Source organism: Blautia glucerasea (assembly GCF_020537505.1).
GTDB lineage: Bacteria > Bacillota > Clostridia > Lachnospirales > Lachnospiraceae > Blautia_A.
Genome location: NZ_JAJBMO010000016.1, coordinates 69821 through 87655 on the forward strand (window position 1 = coordinate 69821; position 17835 = coordinate 87655).

Below are 17835 nucleotides of genomic sequence, written 5' to 3' on the forward strand. Positions count from 1 at the left end.
TTACGTAAAGTTGAATAATAAAAAAGAAAAAGGAGAAAAAGAAGTGCAGCATGTTTTTTTAGTGGGTGCTAAATCATTGGGGGCATATGGAGGATATGAGACGTTTGTCAATAAGCTGACAGAGTATCATCAAAATAATCCAGAAATTAAGTATCATGTGTCAGTTAAAGCAAATGGACAAGGGGCTGGTGTGCCTGAGGGGGCTGTTAGTTGTAAGGAAGGTTATATATACCATAATGCAGAATGCTACAAAATTACAATCCCAGAAAAATTAGGTTCAGCCCAAGCTATTTACTATGATTGTAAATCTTTAGAAAAAAGTATAGAAATTATTAAGAAACAAAACATCGAGAAGCCAATAGTTTACATTATGACTTGTCGGATTGGTCCTTTTTTTGATAGATATGCGCGAAAAATAAGAGCTTTGGGAGGAAGAGTGTTTTTAAATCCTGATGGGGAGTGTGAAATAATATGGGCAACCAGAGAAAAGCCTGATTTCATGCGGGTTTACGCGGCTTGACCTTTTCACCTCAACCTGTTTCTGCCTGTCATGGTGCGTTACGGCCAGCGTGATTTCAGGTGCTAATGGCTTCTGGTTGCGCTCTATACTTAACCCACCCACAGCGAAAGCTGATAGAGCAGAAAACAGAATAAGGAGGTACGAAGGCGAGCCTGCGTATAGATTGCTGCGGCAATCTGTATACAGGCTTGTTGTCGTGCAATAAAGGATGCAAGGTGAATAGTGAAAGAACGAGCATGACAATTTGAGGATAAGAACTACTGGGATTGTGCATAAGGCAAAGATAAAAGCATGAAATAGCGGTTGGAGAGAAGTAATGGAAGGAAAAATCAGACTTGCGGTTTTCGGACAGAAACGTCTTTCGCGTGAAGGCGGGATAGAGATTGTCGTAAAAGAATTATGCACCAGGATGGCACAGAATGGTTGTGAGGTGACTTGCTACAATAGAGCAGGTCATCATGTGAGCGGTGCAGAGTATGACAAAACAATTGAATATGATGGTATCCGTCAAAAGGTTGTTCCAACCATTGAGAAAAAGGGGGCTAGAGATATAATAGGGTCAACCAAGAAATACCACGATAACTAAAGGGTTTTGACGGCTCGACTCGTTCAACGAAAGTGTTTATTTGCTGACAGGCTGCGGAGAAGCTGAAATCCAGAGGTTATAGGTGGGAGGCTTTGGTGCAGCTCTGTTTTGACCCACAAAATGAGCAGCAAGTAAAAAATTAAGGAGAACGAATCGAGCCTACGGTGGATTGCCATTGAGTGATCCGCCGTGGGCTTGTTTGCTGTTAAAAGAAAATTGGAAAAAACATTCTAAAGTTAGATGAGTAGATAAAGGGGTACTGGGAGGAAGCAAACCTATGGCGGAGAAAAAGAAAATACTGTACATAGTCGAAGCTATGGGCGGAGGCGTATTTACTTACATTGTAGATTTAGCAAATGAACTGGTAAATAAATATGATATGTACATTGCGTATGCAGTAAGAAAGCAGACACCGAAAAATTATAAGGACTATTTTGACAAAAGAATTCATCTGATTGAAGTAAAGAATTTTGGAAGAGCAATCAATCCAACAAAGGATATTGCTGCGTTCTTTGAGGTAAAGAAAATTGCGGCAGAGGTAAAACCAGATGTGATTCATCTACACAGCAGCAAAGCAGGGGCGATTGGTCGAGTTGCATTTGATGGAAAAATTCCGATGTTCTATACGCCGCATGGATATAGCTTTTTAATGGAGAATTGTAATCCTACAAAACGCAGAGTTTTTAAGTTGATTGAGTCAGTTTGTGCCAAAAGAAACTGTACTACAATTAGCTGCAGTGTAGGTGAGCATCAGGAAACCTTAAAGCTTACCAAGAATGCTGCTTATGTGAATAATGGCATCAATATGAAAGAACTTCAAGAGATTGTTAACCAGACAGAAAAAGTAGCGCATCCGTTTACCGTTTTTACCCTCGGAAGAATTTGCTACCAGAAAAATCCGACATTATTCAATACGATTGCAGAATCGCTACCAGATGTTAGGTTCGTCTGGATTGGAGATGGTGAGCTGCGGGAGGAACTGAAAAGTAAAAATATCGAAATTTCAGGATGGGTGGATAGGACAACTGCGATTAAGTATGCAGTCAATGCAGATGTATTTCTTCTCTCAAGCAGATGGGAGGGACTTCCAATTTCGTTGTTGGAGTCTATGTATATGAGAAAAGTCTGTGTTGTCAGCAATGTAATTGGCAACAGAGATGTGATTCATAATGGCGAAAATGGTTTTGTATGTTCTGATACAGAGGAATTTGTAAAAGCTATTAAAGAAGCCCGGAATGGAGCGGACAGATTTACAGAACGGGCATATCAAGATGTTTTGAATATGTACAATACCAAAGCTATGGCAAAACAATATAGCGAGAAATATGATAAGGCGATAAATACTCGGGGGGGGATAGCATGAGTTAATACTGTACGTCCTAACGAATGATTATGCCACTGCAAAGGCGGTGGCATAATGCAAAAAATTAGAATATTGCATGTAGTCCAGGCTGCTGGTGGCGTAGACCGTTACATCCGAATGCTTCTCAAATATTTGGATAAAGAGAAGTTCGAGAATATACTGGTTTGCTCACAGGATTTCCATGAAGAAGATTACATAGGTTTGGTGGATTCTTTTGAACAGGTCGAAATGACCAGAGCCATTGGTGGTAATGACTTAAAGGCAATTAAAGAGGTTAGGACACTGATAAAGAAATATAACCCCGATATCATCTATGCTCACTCCAGCAAGGCGGGGGCTATTGCTCGTGTTGCAGATATCGGCTTGAAGAATTGTTGTGTGTACAACCCACACGGAGGGGCGTTTAACATGCGATGCTCTGCAAAGAAAAAAGCAATGTACACTGCTATTGAAAAAGTAGCCACTCCTTTCTGTGATAAGATCATCTGCATTTCAGATGCGGAGAAGCAGTCTGCCTTGGACAAGAAAATTTGTAAAGATGATAAATTGCAGGTCATTTTTAATGGCGTGGACATCGAATCCTATGAAAGTGGAGCGCATGGCGTTGTTAAGAGAAAAGATCTGAACATACCAGAAGATGCATTTGTTGTCGGAATGGCTGGGCGAATGAGTCCACAGAAAGCACCAGATGTCTTTGTTAAGATGGCAAAACGAGTGAAGGATAAAGTTCCAAATGCACACTTCATTATCGTTGGCAATGGAAACCAAGAAGCCGAGATTAGAAAGTATGCGGAGGACAATGGTTTCTCAGATAGCTTACATATTACAGGTTGGGTTGATAACCCAATGAGCTATGTGGAGCTTTTTGATGTTGCATGCTTACTGAGCCGTTGGGAAGGCTTCGGACTGGCATTGCCTGAGTATATGATGGCAGGAAAACCGATTGTGGCAAGCAAGGTGGATGCTATTCCCAACATAATCCAGGATGGAGAAAATGGTTTGCTTGTCAAAGTGGATGACGATGTTGGAGCAAGTAATGCTGTGATGCGGATCTATCAGGAAGATGAATTGAAAGATAAATTGGTGACACAGGGATTGGAAGATGTACATAACAGGTTTAACGCTCGGAGAGTTTCAGAAGAACACGGGAAACTGTTTGAGAAGATAATTAAGTGATTAAAGATAGTTTGGAGAGTAGAGGAATGAAAAAAACAGCAATTGTGTCATGCTATTTCCAGCATAACTATGGAAGTATGCTTCAGGCATATGCCACGCAGATGGCGTTAGATAAACTGGGATATGAAAATGAAACCATAGATATTTCTGGTTTCAACGGAGAAATTAAAAAGGCAAAATTGCTGTATTTTGCTAAGGCAAGTTTAACTTCAGATATTTTGCTGTCTAAACTCGGTATGGCAAAGAATGTATTGATTAAGAAAATTTCCAAAAACCAATACGCAGAATTGTCTAAGATTCGTGCAGAAAAATTCGATGCGTTTAGCCGTAAGCGGTTTAGACTTTCTTCGAAATACAATTCGAAAGCCGAACTTGGAAATAAATGTAAAGATAACTATTCGAATGTGCTTGTAGGAAGTGATCAGTTATGGCTTCCTGGAAATATTGCAGCGGATTATTATACACTCAATTTTGTGCCGGGGACAGTAAATTCGATTGCCTATGCAACGAGTTTTGGCCAGTCAAGTTTGCCGAAGGATTCTGCAAAAAAAGCCGAAGTATTTTTAAAGAGAATAAAGCACATTGGTGTAAGAGAAGAATCGGGTCAAAAACTGGTGAAAGAAATTGCAAACCGCAATGTTCCAGTAGTTTGCGATCCGACATTGCTGTTTACAGGCGATGAATGGATGACAATCCAAAAGAAAGAATCTATAGTCGAAGGCAAGTATATCCTCTGTTATTTCTTAGGCAACAATCCTCCTCATAGGGAATTTGCAAAACGCTTAAAGGAAGCTACAGGCTGCAAGATCATAGCACTGACACATTTGGATGAATTCGTAAAGAGCGATGAAGGTTATGCTGATGAAACGCCTTATGATATTGATCCAGCAGATTTTCTGAACTTGATTCGGAATGCAGAATATGTTTGCACGGATTCGTTCCACTGCTCTGTATTTTCAATTCTTTATAAGCGGAAGTTTTTTACATTCCGTCGTTATAACAGAGATACTAAACAGTCAACAAATAGTCGGTTAGATACGCTATTCCACATGGCAGGTATCACTGGCAGATTACTGACGGGAGAAGAAAATATAACTAATTGTTTGAAGATAGAGACAGACTTTGAAAGTGTTCATAAAAAGTTAGAAGGAATTCGGCAGAAGTCGTATGAATATCTTCTTGCGGCATTAAAAGATGAAGGGAGTACAGATTTGTGATTGAAGTTAATAAAAAACAGGACTGTTGCGGCTGTACTGCCTGCGCAGCAATTTGTCCGAAAGATGCAATTGCTATGAAGGAAGATAATGAAGGATTTCTTTATCCGACTATTGACAAAGAAATCTGCATTGATTGCGGTGCCTGTGAAAGAGTATGTCCAATCATTCATACAGCAAAAGAAAAACCTTTTGAGCAAACCGCATATATCGTACAGAATAAAGATCAAAAGGTCTTAAGAGAAAGTACAGCAGGCGGAGCATTTACTGCAATTGCTAAATATGTCTTACATAATAATGGTGTTGTGGTTGGTGTGGAACTAGGCGCCGATTTAACAGCTCGCCATGTTGCAGTTGAAAAGGAAAACGATTTATATCGATTCCGTAATAGTAAATATGTCCAAAGTTCTGTGGGGGGGGGTACCCACCGACAGATTAAGTCCTTCTTAGAGCAAGGCAGATTCGTATGCTTTAGCGGAACACCGTGTCAGATAGAGGGACTAAAGAATTTCTTAAAGAAGGACTACGATAATCTGGTTACCGTTGATGTGGTTTGCAGAGCAGTACCTTCTCCTTTGATATTCCGTAAATATGTGGAATATCAGAAGAAAGAACTCTCAGACGATATAAAGACGGTTCGTTTCCGCGACAAGCATTACGGATATAAATATTCAACGATGAACGTCATAACAGACAGAAATCATGGTAATTACCATCAGGGCGTTGAATCTGATCCGTGGTTAAGAGCATTTTTCTCTAATATTTGCGACCGACCATCGTGCCATTCATGTCATTTCCGAAAGCAGTATCGTGTTAGTGATTTTACAATATGGGATTGCTTTAATGTGGGTAGGTTCTCAAAAGAACTGGATAATGATAAAGGAGCTACGAGAGTTTTGGTGCATACAGAAAAGGGAAGGGAAATCTTTAATGCAATTAAGGATGACTTCTCTTATGTTGAAATCGCACCAGAAGTAGCTGTAGCTGGTGCAAAAGAAATGAAAGAATCTGTTGCACCGAATGAAAAGCGTGAGTTATTCTTCAAAGATGCAAATAGAATGAGCGGAGAAGAACTGTTTAATAAGTATTTCCCGGAGACCTTTAAGGTTAAAGCGGAACACTGCATCAGGTTGGCCTGTTATAAACTGGGGATATATAGCATAGCAAAAAAACTATATGTCAGACTAACGCATAAGTACTAAGCTTGCTATTCGTCTTGATTTCTGAATCTGTATTATGCGGAAAGGAAATCAGATGATTGAAATTAAGGATAAAAAAGACTGCGTTGGTTGCACAGCCTGTGCAGAAATTTGTCCAAAGAAATGTATCCAGATGAAACCGGATGAAGAAGAATTTCTGTACCCGGTTGTCGATAAAAGTAGATGTGTAGAGTGTAATGCCTGCAACACAGTTTGTCCAATTCAAAGTCCCGTTACTGAGGAAGAAAAGCCACAAAAAGCTTATCTGGTTCAGCACTGTGATGAAAAGGTGAGATTGGATAGTTCGGCAGGCGGTGCGTTTACAGCTATAGCAACAGTTGTTCTCCAAAAAGGTGGAGTGGTATTTGGAGCAGCATATGATGAGAATTTTCATGTGCAGCACACTTATGCGGAAACTGTTGATGATCTGAAAAAATTCAGAAACAGTAAATATGTTCAAAGCAAACTAGGAGATTCTTTCCACATGGTGAAAGACTTTCTCCAGAAAGGAAGATGGGTCTGCTTTAGCGGAACGCCTTGCCAGATTGAGGGGCTATCCAAATTTTTGCGAAAGCCATACGAGAAATTGGTTCTGGTAGATGTGGTATGCCATGGTATTCCATCGCCGCTGGTGTGGAGCAGGTATCTGGAATACCAAGAACAGTCATTTCCGAACCCTGACAACATTCGTTTCCGGGATAAATTTTATGGATATAAATATTCCACAATGAGCATTATCCAAGATGGAAAGAATGTATACCATGCAGGAGCGCAGCTCGATCCAATGTTGAGAGCCTTTTTCTCAGACACATGTGATCGGCCATCTTGCTATGAATGTCCTTTCAAAAAGAGATATCGTGTAAGTGACTTCACAATTTGGGATTGCTTTTCTGTATATGATTTTGATAATAAGTTGGATGACGACAAAGGCACGACCAGAGTTCTTTGTCATTCTCAGAAAGCGGCGAGCCTTATGCAAGAGGTAATGGAGTATGCAAGGTGCAAAGAAGTCTCAGCTGATAAGTTGGTTGCAGGTGTGAAGGAAATGTTTGAATCTGTTCCAACGAATCCAAAGCGGACAGTATTTCTGGCTGATGCGGCAAAGTTATCTGGTAAAGAGTTGTTTGAAAAATACTATCCTGTTACGAACAAGGTAAAAGTAAAAACGGCCATTCGGAAGATACTTCTGATGACTGGAATTTATGGAGCAATGAAGAAATGTTTAAATCGGGTGCGAGGGAGATAAAATGACGGAGCCATTTGTAAGTATTATTGTTCCGGTATATAAAGTACCGGAGCAGTATCTAAGAAAGTGCATTGAAAGTACAATGACACAAACACTGAAAAATATTGAAATCTTATTAGTGGATGATGGTTCGCCAGATCAGTGCGGCAAGATTTGTGACGAGTACGCAGAAAAAGACAAACGAATTCAGGTATTGCATAAGAAAAATGGTGGACTCTCCTCGGCCAGAAATTACGGCTGTAAAGCTGCACAGGGAAAATGGATTATGTTTGTGGATGGTGATGACTGGATTGAGCCAGACATGTGCCAGACCATGTATAGTGCCGGAGAAGAAAAACAGACTCAGCTTGTTATGTGCGGCATAATGAAAGACTATGGTAAGTCTGCTACGGAGTATAAATTCTATCTGGAAGATGGCAAAGTATATAAGGGTCAGGAATGTAAATGGCTTCAGCAGCAGCTTTTGGTTTATAACGGAAATATCGCAGTTGCGTACTCAAAGCTGATTGACCGAAAATTATTGTTGGACAATCAGATTTTTCATGATGAGGTGCTTCGTCAAGGTGCAGAGGGATTGGAATTTAATCTTCGGCTATTTGAAAAGTTAGGGAGTGCGACTTTCATCAACAAGCCATTTTATCATTATATCTATAATGAGAACTCGATTTCAGCTTCACATAATGAAGCCAATCACGAGTTTGTGATTAAGTGCTTTGAAAAAATCAAGGCTTTTATTGATACCTCTGACAATAAGGAGATGCTGAAACCTTGGTTTGACAATCGACTGCTGTATGTGATTATAACCACAGCAATCAGTGGCTATTTCAATCCGACTAATACGGAACCGTATGCAGATAAAAAGCGGAAATATGCAGCATATCTGGAAAAACCGATTGTAAAAGAGGCTTTAAAGACGAAGAATACAGTTGGAATTGGAAAGCAGAGAGAAGTTGTATTGTTCTTTATTAAGCATCGGATGTATCTAATGCTTGATACGATGGGAAAGATGAGAAAATGGCAGAAGGAGCACAGATAAAAAGTGAAAACATCAGTTGTTATGACGACTTACAATGGTGAAAGATTCTTACCTGATATGTTAGATTCTTTACGTGAGCAAACACGAAAAATAGACGAGCTGTTGATTTTTGATGATGGATCAACCGATGCCACTGTTGGTTTGATAGGAAACTATATAGACAAATATGGCTTAGAAAACTGGACAATACGACAGAATAAAGTGAACTTGGGCTGGGAGAAAAATTTTGTACAGGGTTTGAACCAGGCAAGGGGAGATGTCATTTTTCCGTGTGATCAAGATGACATTTGGCATACAGATAAGATTGAGAAAATGGCAAAAGCGTTTGAAGATAACGCAGATATATGGCTGCTTGTTTCTGGATATCACGCCTTTAGTGAAAACGGCGGGAAAATGGCAATACAACAAAAAGTTAGAACTGAGACAGATGAGTTGATTAGCAAAGTTATATTTGACGAAAAATATTATCAAATATTGAGACCGGGTTGCACAATGGCATTTAGAAAAGAGCTTTTACCGCTGTTTATGATAAATTGGAAGCCGGGTACACCTCATGATGCTGTTTTATGGACAATTGCTAATCTGTTAAGAAAACTATATTTGTATAATGAAACGTTCATAGAGTATAGGCGGCACGAAAGCAATGCATCGAGGAAAATATCACATGGCTATAAGTATAAAGTAAATGAAATTATAAGGACAAAGTGTATTAATGACTGGTATGTTCAATCTAGTTATTTTGACCCCAAATATGAAGATGATATACAGAGATGTAATATCTGGTGTGATTATAGGTATAAGTTACTTGTAAAAAAGAAATTCGTATATTGGGTAAAGCTTTTCAAGTATAGAAATATATATTTGACGAGAAAAAAATATATTGGAGATATAGTATATTATTTAAAAAATGATAAGAAATAGTCTTTTTTGAAAAAATAAACAGGGATTATTTCTAATCAAAATTGCTGCTTTACATAATTATATAAATATCTGATTTTTAGTAACATTAGGGGGGAAAAAATTTGGTTTGGATTTTAGCAATGTTATTGTGTATATTAACGATAATATCCTATAAGTTTTCAAAACGAGAGATATGTAATCCAGCTGTGTTATTTATTTTCCCATTTTTTTTAATGTCTATTATTGGAATAATTAACAAAGAAAAATGGGAACTTAATGACATGAAACTACTTACTACTATGGTACTCGTATTAGGTACATTAGCTTTTTTACTAGGATGTATATGTCAGTCTAAGATTAAAATTTCTCATGAAAAGGCTAATGAGGTTGACTTAGATGTTAATAAGAATATTTCAAGAACTTATTTACTTGCATCATTGATAATTGAATTAGTGGCCCTTGTTTCATATTCGTATTTATTGACAAAATGGGGACTAGGACATGGTGCAATAGGGTTGTCAGCTTCTGTCAATTTGGCTATGATGAATGGAAAATTTGGCATGGGAGAAACCTTTAATTTGCCATTCATGATTTCATCACTGGTTATTGGATCTAGAGCATTGTGTTATATTTATTCAACTATTTTAGCGAAAAATATTGTATATAGAAGAAAAGGGTACAATGTTCTTTTGGCTATAAATATCATTATACCGATTTTTATTAATTTGCTGGGAGGTTCTCGTGGTTCAGCATTAGAACCTATTGTTGCTTTTGGTGTGTCGCTTCTTTTTTATTATTATAAAAGCTATGATTGGAATAGAAAACTAAAGACAAAGTATGTTCTAGTAGGAATAGGTGCAGTCATTTTATTGATATATATATTCTTTTCAATAAAAGGAATTCTAGGGCGTAACGAAATGGATTGGAGTAACTTTTATGATGATTTCTATCGTTATTTCGGCGCTCAAGAGAAAAACTTGGATTATTATTTAAGCAGAGAATTAGAACATTCAACTGTATTTGGCTATGCAACATTAACTTCGTTTTATAATATTTTTAATACATACTTAGGATTTCATATAAAGGATACAATTGAAACACTATCTTTTGTAGTTATAAAAGGTGTAAATCTTGGTAATGTGTATACTTGTTTTTATAATTATTACATAGATTTTGGAATTTTTGGAGTTTTTATTTTTAGTTTTGTTTCTGGATGGTGTTCACAATATTTGTATCGCAAGGCAAAATATTCATCAAACAAAATTATTGATAGTTGGCTAGTTATTTATAGCTATGCAGCATCATGCTTGGTTTTTTGCTTTTTTGGAAATCGATTCTATAATAATTTGCTGGGAGCAAGTTTCTTTAGAATGATTTTGTGGATATATATTATAAAAATATTTTTACTAAAAACAAAATTAAAAAGGTAAGGAAGGAAAAAATAGTATGTTTGGATGTGTGGTAGTTACTTATAATAGATTGAATAAATTGAAAATTACGCTTTCTCATTATGATGATCAATTGGAAAGAGATGACGTGCTGATTGTTGTAAATAATGGGTCGGATGATGGAACTAAGGAATATTTGCTTGATTGGGAAAAGCAGACAAATAGAAAATACAAAATAATATGTATTCATATGGAGCAGAATGATGGTGGTGCTTCAGGTTTTAAAATCGGTTTAGAGAAGGCTACGAAGCTTGGAATTGATTGGTGTATGATAAGTGATGATGATGCTTACCTTGGAAACGATTATATAAAAAAGTTGAAGGATTGTATATTTAAATTTGGAAACGATTATAGTGTATTTTGTTCAAAAGTTATTTATCCTAATAAACAAATACAATATTTGCATAGACGGTATTTAAAAAAGGGAATACTCGGAATTAAAGGAATAAGTGCTTCGGATAGTGATTATAGTAAATTTGTGTTTGACATAAATTTATTTTCTTTTGTAGGGGTTTGCATTAAAATGAGTGTGATTGAGGATGTCGGCTATCCGGATGAAAATTATTTTATTTGGTATGATGATACAGACCTATCTATAAGAATAAATCAGAAGTACAAAATAGGATGTTTTACAGATCTAGTAATGATCCATGATTGTGGCAATAATGGTGCAAATGGAATTGTTACATTTAAAGAGTATTATGGATATAGAAATAGATTATATACTTTAAAAAAATATTTTGATAAACGCTATTATATTTCATATTTGTTATTATTGCGTCTTAGATGTATTTCGAATAAAAGAAAGTGTCCTCAACGAGTTGAAATTATAGAGGATGCAATAAAAGGATTTTATAGAAATGAGAAAGGGAAAAATATAAAATATCTTCCTAATACTTTTAAGAGAAAATGAAAGTGAAAAAAATATATATTGACCGCATACACTGTAAGACAGTAAACAAAACTACGTGAAAATTTAGGTATATAATCTACGAATTGAAAGTGCTTTGTAAGAGAAAATGCACAGTTATTCTAAAATATTTTCTTACATTTGCAGGCTAGATAATTGATGAGACAGTTATAAACTATCAGATGATTTACCTGTGTGGCTTTATGTCTGCACATAATGGATTTGAATATGCAGTTTTTCAAATTTGCTCATTTATAGTTATTTATGCGATTTTGTTTTAACCCCAAAATAACAGTTTATATAGAAAGGCTATTGTTTATATAATGAAACAAAAATCTTTAAAACTAAATATTATAATGAACATGTTATTAACGATGTCATCTTTTATTTTTCCTCTTATAACATTTCCGTATGTTTCACGAATTTTGTTACCTGAAGGAACTGGAAAGGTATCGTTTGCTACTTCGCTAATTTCATATTTTTCAATGTTTGCTCAATTGGGAATACCAACATATGGAATCAGAGCATGTGCAAAGGTTAGGGACAATAGAGAAGAACTAACTCGTACTGCTCAAGAATTGCTTATTATTAATTTAATTATGAGTGTGATATCGTATGTTTTATTTTTCGGCGCGATTTTACTGGTGCCTCGTTTACACAATGAGAGGAATCTTTATGTAATTGCTAGTTGTACAATTATACTTACTTCAATAGGCATGGAATGGCTATATAAGGCTCTAGAACAATACACCTATATAACTATAAGGTCAGTATTGTTTAAGTTTATTGCTTTAATCATGATGTTTCTTTTGATTCATAAAAAATCAGATTACCTTTTGTACGGTGGAATTTCAATTTTTGCAGCATCTGCATCAAATATATTTAATTTTATAAATGTCCATAGATTTATCGATTTAAGGCCTGTTGGAAACTATAATTTTAAACGGCATTTAAAGCCGATTATAACTTTTTTTGCAATGGCATGTGCTACGACAATTTACACAAATCTTGACACAGTTATGCTCGGATTTATGAAGACTAATGTTGATGTGGGATATTATAATGCGGCTGTAAAAATTAAAAATATTTTAGTTTCGGTAGTTACTTCACTTGGGGCTGTTCTTTTGCCTAGAGCAACTTATTATGTGGAACATAACTTAATAGATGATTTTTGGAGAATAACAAGAAAAGCATTGAATTTTGTGGCTTTAATAGCAACACCATTAATGATTTATTTTATATTATTTGCAAAAGAAGGAATTTATTTTTTGTCAGGTAGTGCTTATGCAGGGGCAGTTTTTCCAATGCAAATAATTATGCCAACATTGTTGTTTATAGGAATAACAAATGTTTTAGGAATACAGATATTAGTCCCAATTGGAAAAGAAAACGTAGTACTTTTTTCAGAAATAGCAGGTGCTGTTACTGATTTGATTATTAATTTGATACTAATTCCTCGGTTCTCTTCAGCAGGTGCTGCAATAGGAACTTTAGTAGCAGAGTTTGTTGTGCTATTGGTGCAATATTTTTCGCTCTATAAAAATGTAAACAAGGCATTTAAGAATATACATTATATGAGAATAATTATGGCAATTATATTAGGTACAGTATGTTCTGTTTGGCTTAAAAACGCTAATTTGAATTCCTTTTTTACGCTGGTACTATCATCCGTTTTATTTTGGGGCGTGTATTGTGGATACCTTTTTATGAGAAAAGAACCTATGGTTGCAGAAATTTGGAATATGTTAACATCTAAAGTGAAAATAATTAAAAAAATGGATGCTAAGTAATGAATTGTATTAAGTAAAATCTGCACTTTTTCTGATAGATATGAGTGCTTGAAAAGTTAAGAAGTCTTTTATCCAATGAAAGGAAGCGAAAAAATATGTACGATTATTTAGTAGTAGGCACTGGTCTTTATGGAGCAATTTTTGCCCATGAAGCTAAAGCTCATGGAAAATCTGTTCTAGTAGTAGATAAGCGTCCTAATATCGCAGGAAACATCTATACCGAGAACATTGAGGGCATCAACGTCCATAAGTATGGAGCACACATTTTCCATACCAACAACAAAAAAGTATGGAACTACATCACGCAATTTGCAGAGTTTAATCGGTTCACCAATTCACCCGTGGCTAATTATAAAGGTGAGCTGTACTCACTGCCTTTCAATATGTACACTTTCAATAAGATGTGGGGTGTTGTGACGCCAGAGGAAGCCTCCACTAAGATTGAGGAACAGCGTAAAGAAATTACTGGTGAGCCGCAGAATCTCGAAGAGCAAGCCATTTCTCTTGTCGGCCGTGATATCTACGAGAAACTTATTAAGGGCTACACTGAGAAGCAATGGGGGCGCGATTGTAAAGAGTTGCCGTCCTTTATTATTAAGCGTCTTCCAGTTCGTCTGACTTTTGATAACAACTACTTCAATGCACTTTATCAGGGTATCCCTGTCGGTGGTTATACCAAGATGATTGCTAATCTGCTGGATGGCATTGAGGTTCGTTTGAATACAGACTATCTGGAGAACAAAGCTGAGTTGGATGCATTGGCTGATAAGGTTGTATACACTGGACCGATTGATGCTTACTTTGACTATAAGCTGGGTACGCTGGAATACCGTTCTGTCCGCTTTGAAACGGAAACTTTGGATAAGCCAAACTTCCAGGGAAATGCTGCAGTGAACTATACCGACCGTGAAACTCCGTGGACTCGTATCATTGAACACAAATGGTTTGAGTTTGGTAAGGATGAGAACGGCAATGATCTGCCGAAGACTATCATCAGCCGCGAGTACAGCAGTGAATGGAAACCGGGAGATGAGCCGTATTATCCGGTCAATGATGCTAAGAACGGCTTGCTTTATTCTGAATACAAGAAGCTGGCGGATGCAGAGGATAAAGTGATTTTTGGCGGACGCCTTGGTGAGTATAAGTATTATGACATGGATCAGGTAATTGCGGCTGTATTAGATAGATGCGAGAAGGAATTTTAATAGAGAGAAAAGAAAAAATGAACACAACATTACTTATCATGGCCGCCGGAATCGGCAGCCGATTTGGAACAGGAATTAAACAGTTGGAGCCGGTCGATGATGCAAACCATATTATTATGGACTACTCGATTCATGATGCGATTGAAGCCGGTTTCAATCATGTGGTATTTATCATCCGTAAAGATATTGAAAAAGAGTTCAAAGAGGTCATCGGTGATCGTATTGCCTCTATTTGCTCCGCTCATAATGTAACCGTGGACTACGCTTTCCAGGATATCAACGGTATTCCGGGAGAACTTCCGGCAGGCCGTACAAAGCCGTGGGGAACCGGACAGGCCGTACTTGCAGCGAAGAAGGTAATCATGACCCCGTTCATTGTGATTAATGCAGATGATTACTATGGCAAGGAAGGCTTCAAAGCTGTCCATGAGTATCTGGTAAATGGTGGCAAGTCCTGTATGGCTGGTTTCGTTCTGAAGAATACCCTGTCTGATAACGGTGGTGTGACTCGTGGTATCTGCAAGATGGATGAGAATGGAAACTTGACTGAGGTTGTGGAAACCAAGAACATCGTCAAGACTGCAGATGGAGCAGAGGCAGACGGTGTGGTTGTTGATGTGAATTCTCTGGTATCCATGAATATGTGGGGCTTGACTCCTGACTTCCTGGCTGTGTTGGAGGAAGGATTCAAAGAGTTCTTTGAAAAGGAAGTGCCGGGCAATCCGCTGAAGGCAGAGTATCTGATTCCTATTTTCATCGGTCAGCTATTGGAGCAGGGAAAGATGTTCGTAAAGGTTTTGAAAACCAACGATACCTGGTATGGTATGACCTACCATGAAGACGTTGCAGCTGTAAAGGACAGCTTCAAGGAGATGCTGAAGAATGGTGTGTACAAGGCTGATTTGTTTTCAGACCTGTGATATTCTTGAACCATCATAACAGGAAAGAGGTTTGTGTCCTATGCCCAGAACAAAAGGTAGCAAGAATAAGCCCAAAACTGTGACCGCTGATTTTGCAACACAGCTTGCAGAAAAGCAGTCCTCAAGGGAAGCACTCGCAGCCGAGATTGCATCCATCACCGCCAACATTAACACTTTGAAGGCTGATCTGAAAGCAAAAAAGGCTGCTTTGAGGAAGGCTGAAAAAGAAGTGGCAGCTTTGGAAGCAAAGAAAGCAAAGGCAGATGCTAAGGCTGCAGAGGAAGCAAAGAAAGCAGAAGCGGAATCCGTTCTAAAGAAATTGCTTGCCGAAGGCATAAGTGCCGATGAAATTCTCGCTAAACTGAAATAACACGAAAAACCCGTGATGGACAGGCATAACGCACTGTTCATCACGGGTTTTAGGGTTATAAGAACATAAGTTTATCCAGCGGCCACATCAAACTGAAAATGTGCCGGAAGGTTGAACTGTTTGATAAACGCATGGTGCTGGGCGTGATAGTGCCTTAGATCATATCCCAGATGATGCAGCTCAAGAAGTTTTACCATCACCAGATTGAGGTGAATCCGTTTGGCTACAGAGATTTGCGCAGCGTCTAACCCGCGCTTTGTCATTTGATAGACTTCATCACTGTCCAGCATCAGGTGGGATGTGAAAGCGTTATGCTCGTAAAGACGGATGTGCTTATCCTTAATGGTCAGAAACTTGTTCAAGGTATGCAGGTCCATAAGCAGCTGATGCTCCAGATAATGCCCCAGCGCATAGCCGCACACCATCTGCTTCGTCTGTTTGTCCAGCTGGCGATTGATAAGAATTAATGGCTTATCAAAATAGAGCGAAAGTAAACCCAACATATCTTTAATGCGGGATGTTTCACTGATGTCCAGACTGCAACTGCGCGCGATCTGTTTGATGTTGCGAGTTCCGGCAGTTTGGACAAGTTCGTTGGCAGCCTGGTGAATAAACGAAGAATCCATAATGTGATCTCCTTCCGGGGATGGCATAGTGAATGGAACAGTGGTTTACAGGTTCATGATTCGTTCCTTTTCTCGTTTTTGTTCTCGGTACTTAAAATAGGCTTTGTGCATTTCATACATGATGCCGTCCATATCCTGCGGGGTCAACTCTCCGCTGGCAAATAGCTCAGTAAGCTCAAATGCGAGATGCTGGGCTTCTATTTTACCCTTTTTTCCGTAGGCTTCGGCGGCACGTTCGATAAATAAAGACTGATCCGGCTGTAAATAGGTCAGAGGCACATGAAATATATCGGCCATCTTTTCAAGCATTTCAATACTGCGAGGGTAGCGGCCATCACGCTCCCATCCGATGATCGTTCGTTTGTTGATACCCAGACATTGCGCCAATTCGTCCTGTGTTAAAGAATGTTTCTTTCGTAGATCGCGAACTTTCTCTCCAAATTTCATGTTTGCAACCTTTCTATGGCGTAGTTATCGTGCTGTAACAATGTGCAACGGGATTTGTAAATATTCAATCTGGAAGATGCAACAAATTTTCACATTTACATCTTGACACGGCGACACGACTTGCTTATAATATATGCTATATTCTATCATCTTTTGGATTATTATACCGTAAAAATCGTAAATATGCAAGCCGAAAAAGGTGAAAAAAGAGCGGAAGTTCAAAAGGTGAAATTGAATAGAAGAAAAGAAGAAACTTAAACCAACACAAAGGAGGCCGTGAGAAGATGAGCAACGGAGAACATGAAATCCGCACCCCAAAGGGGCTGCGGATCGGAAATCGCAGTGTCGTTGATGGAAAGAATATGCTTCAGATCAAGCGTGGTGGCTGTGAAGATTATATTTCTGCTGAATCTCTGGTGGAGTGTATTCACGGCCTTCCTGTGAAGAGTATCGAGTTTTTCACAGCAGAGAGCCATCGGAAAGAAGCCTGAAGCAGAGTACTTCATCGGACACTGAAAGCGCAGAGGTGGAATCTTAGGCGGCACGTAGTTAGCCGACCAGCTCCACCAGACGTTCTTTTGGGTCTACAATATAATATCTGTTTGTTTAGAGCGATACCGTAGCAATATGTGATATAGGCCGGAACAGAATGAGCGAATGCAGCGCAGTAGTGCGCCTGTGAGTAACTCATCCTGTTCCGGTTTTTTAATTTTTTTTCAAAAACACCTTGCGAAATGCCCTTCCAGCAATTCTATATATGAGAGACTAAACATCACACCTTAAAAGTGAATCATGAAATAACGATGCAGTAGGAAAAGTCTTAGATGATTATTCCGGGGCTCTTTGAGCCACCTGTCCGGACTTTGAGAGCCACCATTC

18 protein-coding genes are annotated in these 17835 nt (G+C 38.1%); 16 read left to right on the plus strand and 2 right to left on the minus strand.

All coding sequences use genetic code 11. The features are described 5' to 3' along the window. Positions 1-10 precede the first annotated feature (10 nt). From LIQ05_RS12915 to LIQ05_RS12985, 15 genes are all read left to right on the plus strand, one after another. The gene (locus LIQ05_RS12915) at positions 11-520 is read left to right on the plus strand and encodes a DUF1972 domain-containing protein (protein ID WP_226821218.1); all 510 of its coding nucleotides are present in this window, start codon (positions 11-13) and stop codon (positions 518-520) included. 316 nt (positions 521-836) lie between these two features. Further along, positions 837-1106 (plus strand): hypothetical protein, encoded by a 270-nt coding sequence (locus tag LIQ05_RS12920; protein WP_330633996.1) that lies wholly within the window; start codon positions 837-839, stop codon positions 1104-1106. Positions 1107-1383: 277 nt separating this feature from the next. Beyond that, a complete protein-coding gene (locus LIQ05_RS12925; protein ID WP_226821220.1) occupies positions 1384-2469 on the plus strand; it encodes a glycosyltransferase in 1086 nt (361 codons plus the stop codon). A gap of 54 nt (positions 2470-2523) precedes the next feature. Next, a complete protein-coding gene (locus tag LIQ05_RS12930; protein WP_226821222.1) occupies positions 2524-3645 on the plus strand; it encodes a glycosyltransferase family 4 protein in 1122 nt (373 codons plus the stop codon). Positions 3646-3671: 26 nt separating this feature from the next. Further along, entirely contained in the window at positions 3672-4862 is a 1191-nt protein-coding gene (locus LIQ05_RS12935; protein WP_226821224.1) for a polysaccharide pyruvyl transferase family protein, read from the plus strand. Beyond that, positions 4859-6061, plus strand: coding sequence for a Coenzyme F420 hydrogenase/dehydrogenase, beta subunit C-terminal domain (locus tag LIQ05_RS12940; protein WP_226821226.1), 1203 nt, complete (start codon positions 4859-4861; stop codon positions 6059-6061). The genes LIQ05_RS12935 and LIQ05_RS12940 overlap by 4 nt, the downstream gene beginning before the upstream one ends. A 52-nt stretch (positions 6062-6113) precedes the next feature. Further along, entirely contained in the window at positions 6114-7304 is a 1191-nt protein-coding gene (locus LIQ05_RS12945) for a Coenzyme F420 hydrogenase/dehydrogenase, beta subunit C-terminal domain (RefSeq protein ID WP_226821228.1), read from the plus strand. Between the two features lies 1 nt (position 7305). Further along, the gene (locus tag LIQ05_RS12950) at positions 7306-8340 is read left to right on the plus strand and encodes a glycosyltransferase family 2 protein (protein ID WP_226821230.1); all 1035 of its coding nucleotides are present in this window, start codon (positions 7306-7308) and stop codon (positions 8338-8340) included. A gap of 3 nt (positions 8341-8343) precedes the next feature. Beyond that, positions 8344-9261: a glycosyltransferase gene (locus LIQ05_RS12955; protein ID WP_226821232.1), complete on the plus strand. Its 918-nt coding sequence runs from the start codon at positions 8344-8346 to the stop codon at positions 9259-9261. A gap of 101 nt (positions 9262-9362) precedes the next feature. Further along, positions 9363-10670: an O-antigen polymerase gene (locus LIQ05_RS12960; RefSeq protein WP_226821234.1), complete on the plus strand. Its 1308-nt coding sequence runs from the start codon at positions 9363-9365 to the stop codon at positions 10668-10670. Between the two features lie 16 nt (positions 10671-10686). Next, positions 10687-11601: a glycosyltransferase gene (locus tag LIQ05_RS12965; protein ID WP_226821236.1), complete on the plus strand. Its 915-nt coding sequence runs from the start codon at positions 10687-10689 to the stop codon at positions 11599-11601. Between the two features lie 320 nt (positions 11602-11921). Continuing rightward, the gene (locus tag LIQ05_RS12970; RefSeq protein WP_226821238.1) at positions 11922-13388 is read left to right on the plus strand and encodes a flippase; all 1467 of its coding nucleotides are present in this window, start codon (positions 11922-11924) and stop codon (positions 13386-13388) included. Between the two features lie 95 nt (positions 13389-13483). After that, complete coding sequence (glf, locus tag LIQ05_RS12975) at positions 13484-14593, plus strand: UDP-galactopyranose mutase (protein WP_226821240.1); 1110 nt, start codon at positions 13484-13486, stop codon at positions 14591-14593. A gap of 17 nt (positions 14594-14610) precedes the next feature. After that, positions 14611-15513: a sugar phosphate nucleotidyltransferase gene (locus LIQ05_RS12980; RefSeq protein WP_226821242.1), complete on the plus strand. Its 903-nt coding sequence runs from the start codon at positions 14611-14613 to the stop codon at positions 15511-15513. Positions 15514-15553: 40 nt separating this feature from the next. Beyond that, positions 15554-15883 (plus strand): hypothetical protein, encoded by a 330-nt coding sequence (locus LIQ05_RS12985; RefSeq protein WP_226821245.1) that lies wholly within the window; start codon positions 15554-15556, stop codon positions 15881-15883. A gap of 71 nt (positions 15884-15954) precedes the next feature. Here the strand turns inward: LIQ05_RS12985 and LIQ05_RS12990 are convergent, their stop codons facing one another. Both LIQ05_RS12990 and LIQ05_RS12995 read right to left on the minus strand, forming a co-directional pair. Further along, the gene (locus LIQ05_RS12990) at positions 15955-16509 is read right to left on the minus strand and encodes an ImmA/IrrE family metallo-endopeptidase (protein WP_226821247.1); all 555 of its coding nucleotides are present in this window, start codon (positions 16507-16509) and stop codon (positions 15955-15957) included. Positions 16510-16554: 45 nt separating this feature from the next. Next, positions 16555-16956 carry a helix-turn-helix transcriptional regulator gene (locus LIQ05_RS12995; RefSeq protein ID WP_055185268.1) on the minus strand — a complete coding sequence of 134 codons (402 nt, stop codon included), beginning with the start codon at positions 16954-16956 and terminating at the stop codon, positions 16555-16557. A 284-nt stretch (positions 16957-17240) separates the two neighbouring features. Here LIQ05_RS12995 and LIQ05_RS13000 point away from each other — a divergent pair, with 284 nt between their 5' ends. Further along, positions 17241-17447, plus strand: coding sequence for a hypothetical protein (locus tag LIQ05_RS13000; protein ID WP_226821248.1), 207 nt, complete (start codon positions 17241-17243; stop codon positions 17445-17447). Positions 17448-17835: the final 388 nt, after the last annotated feature.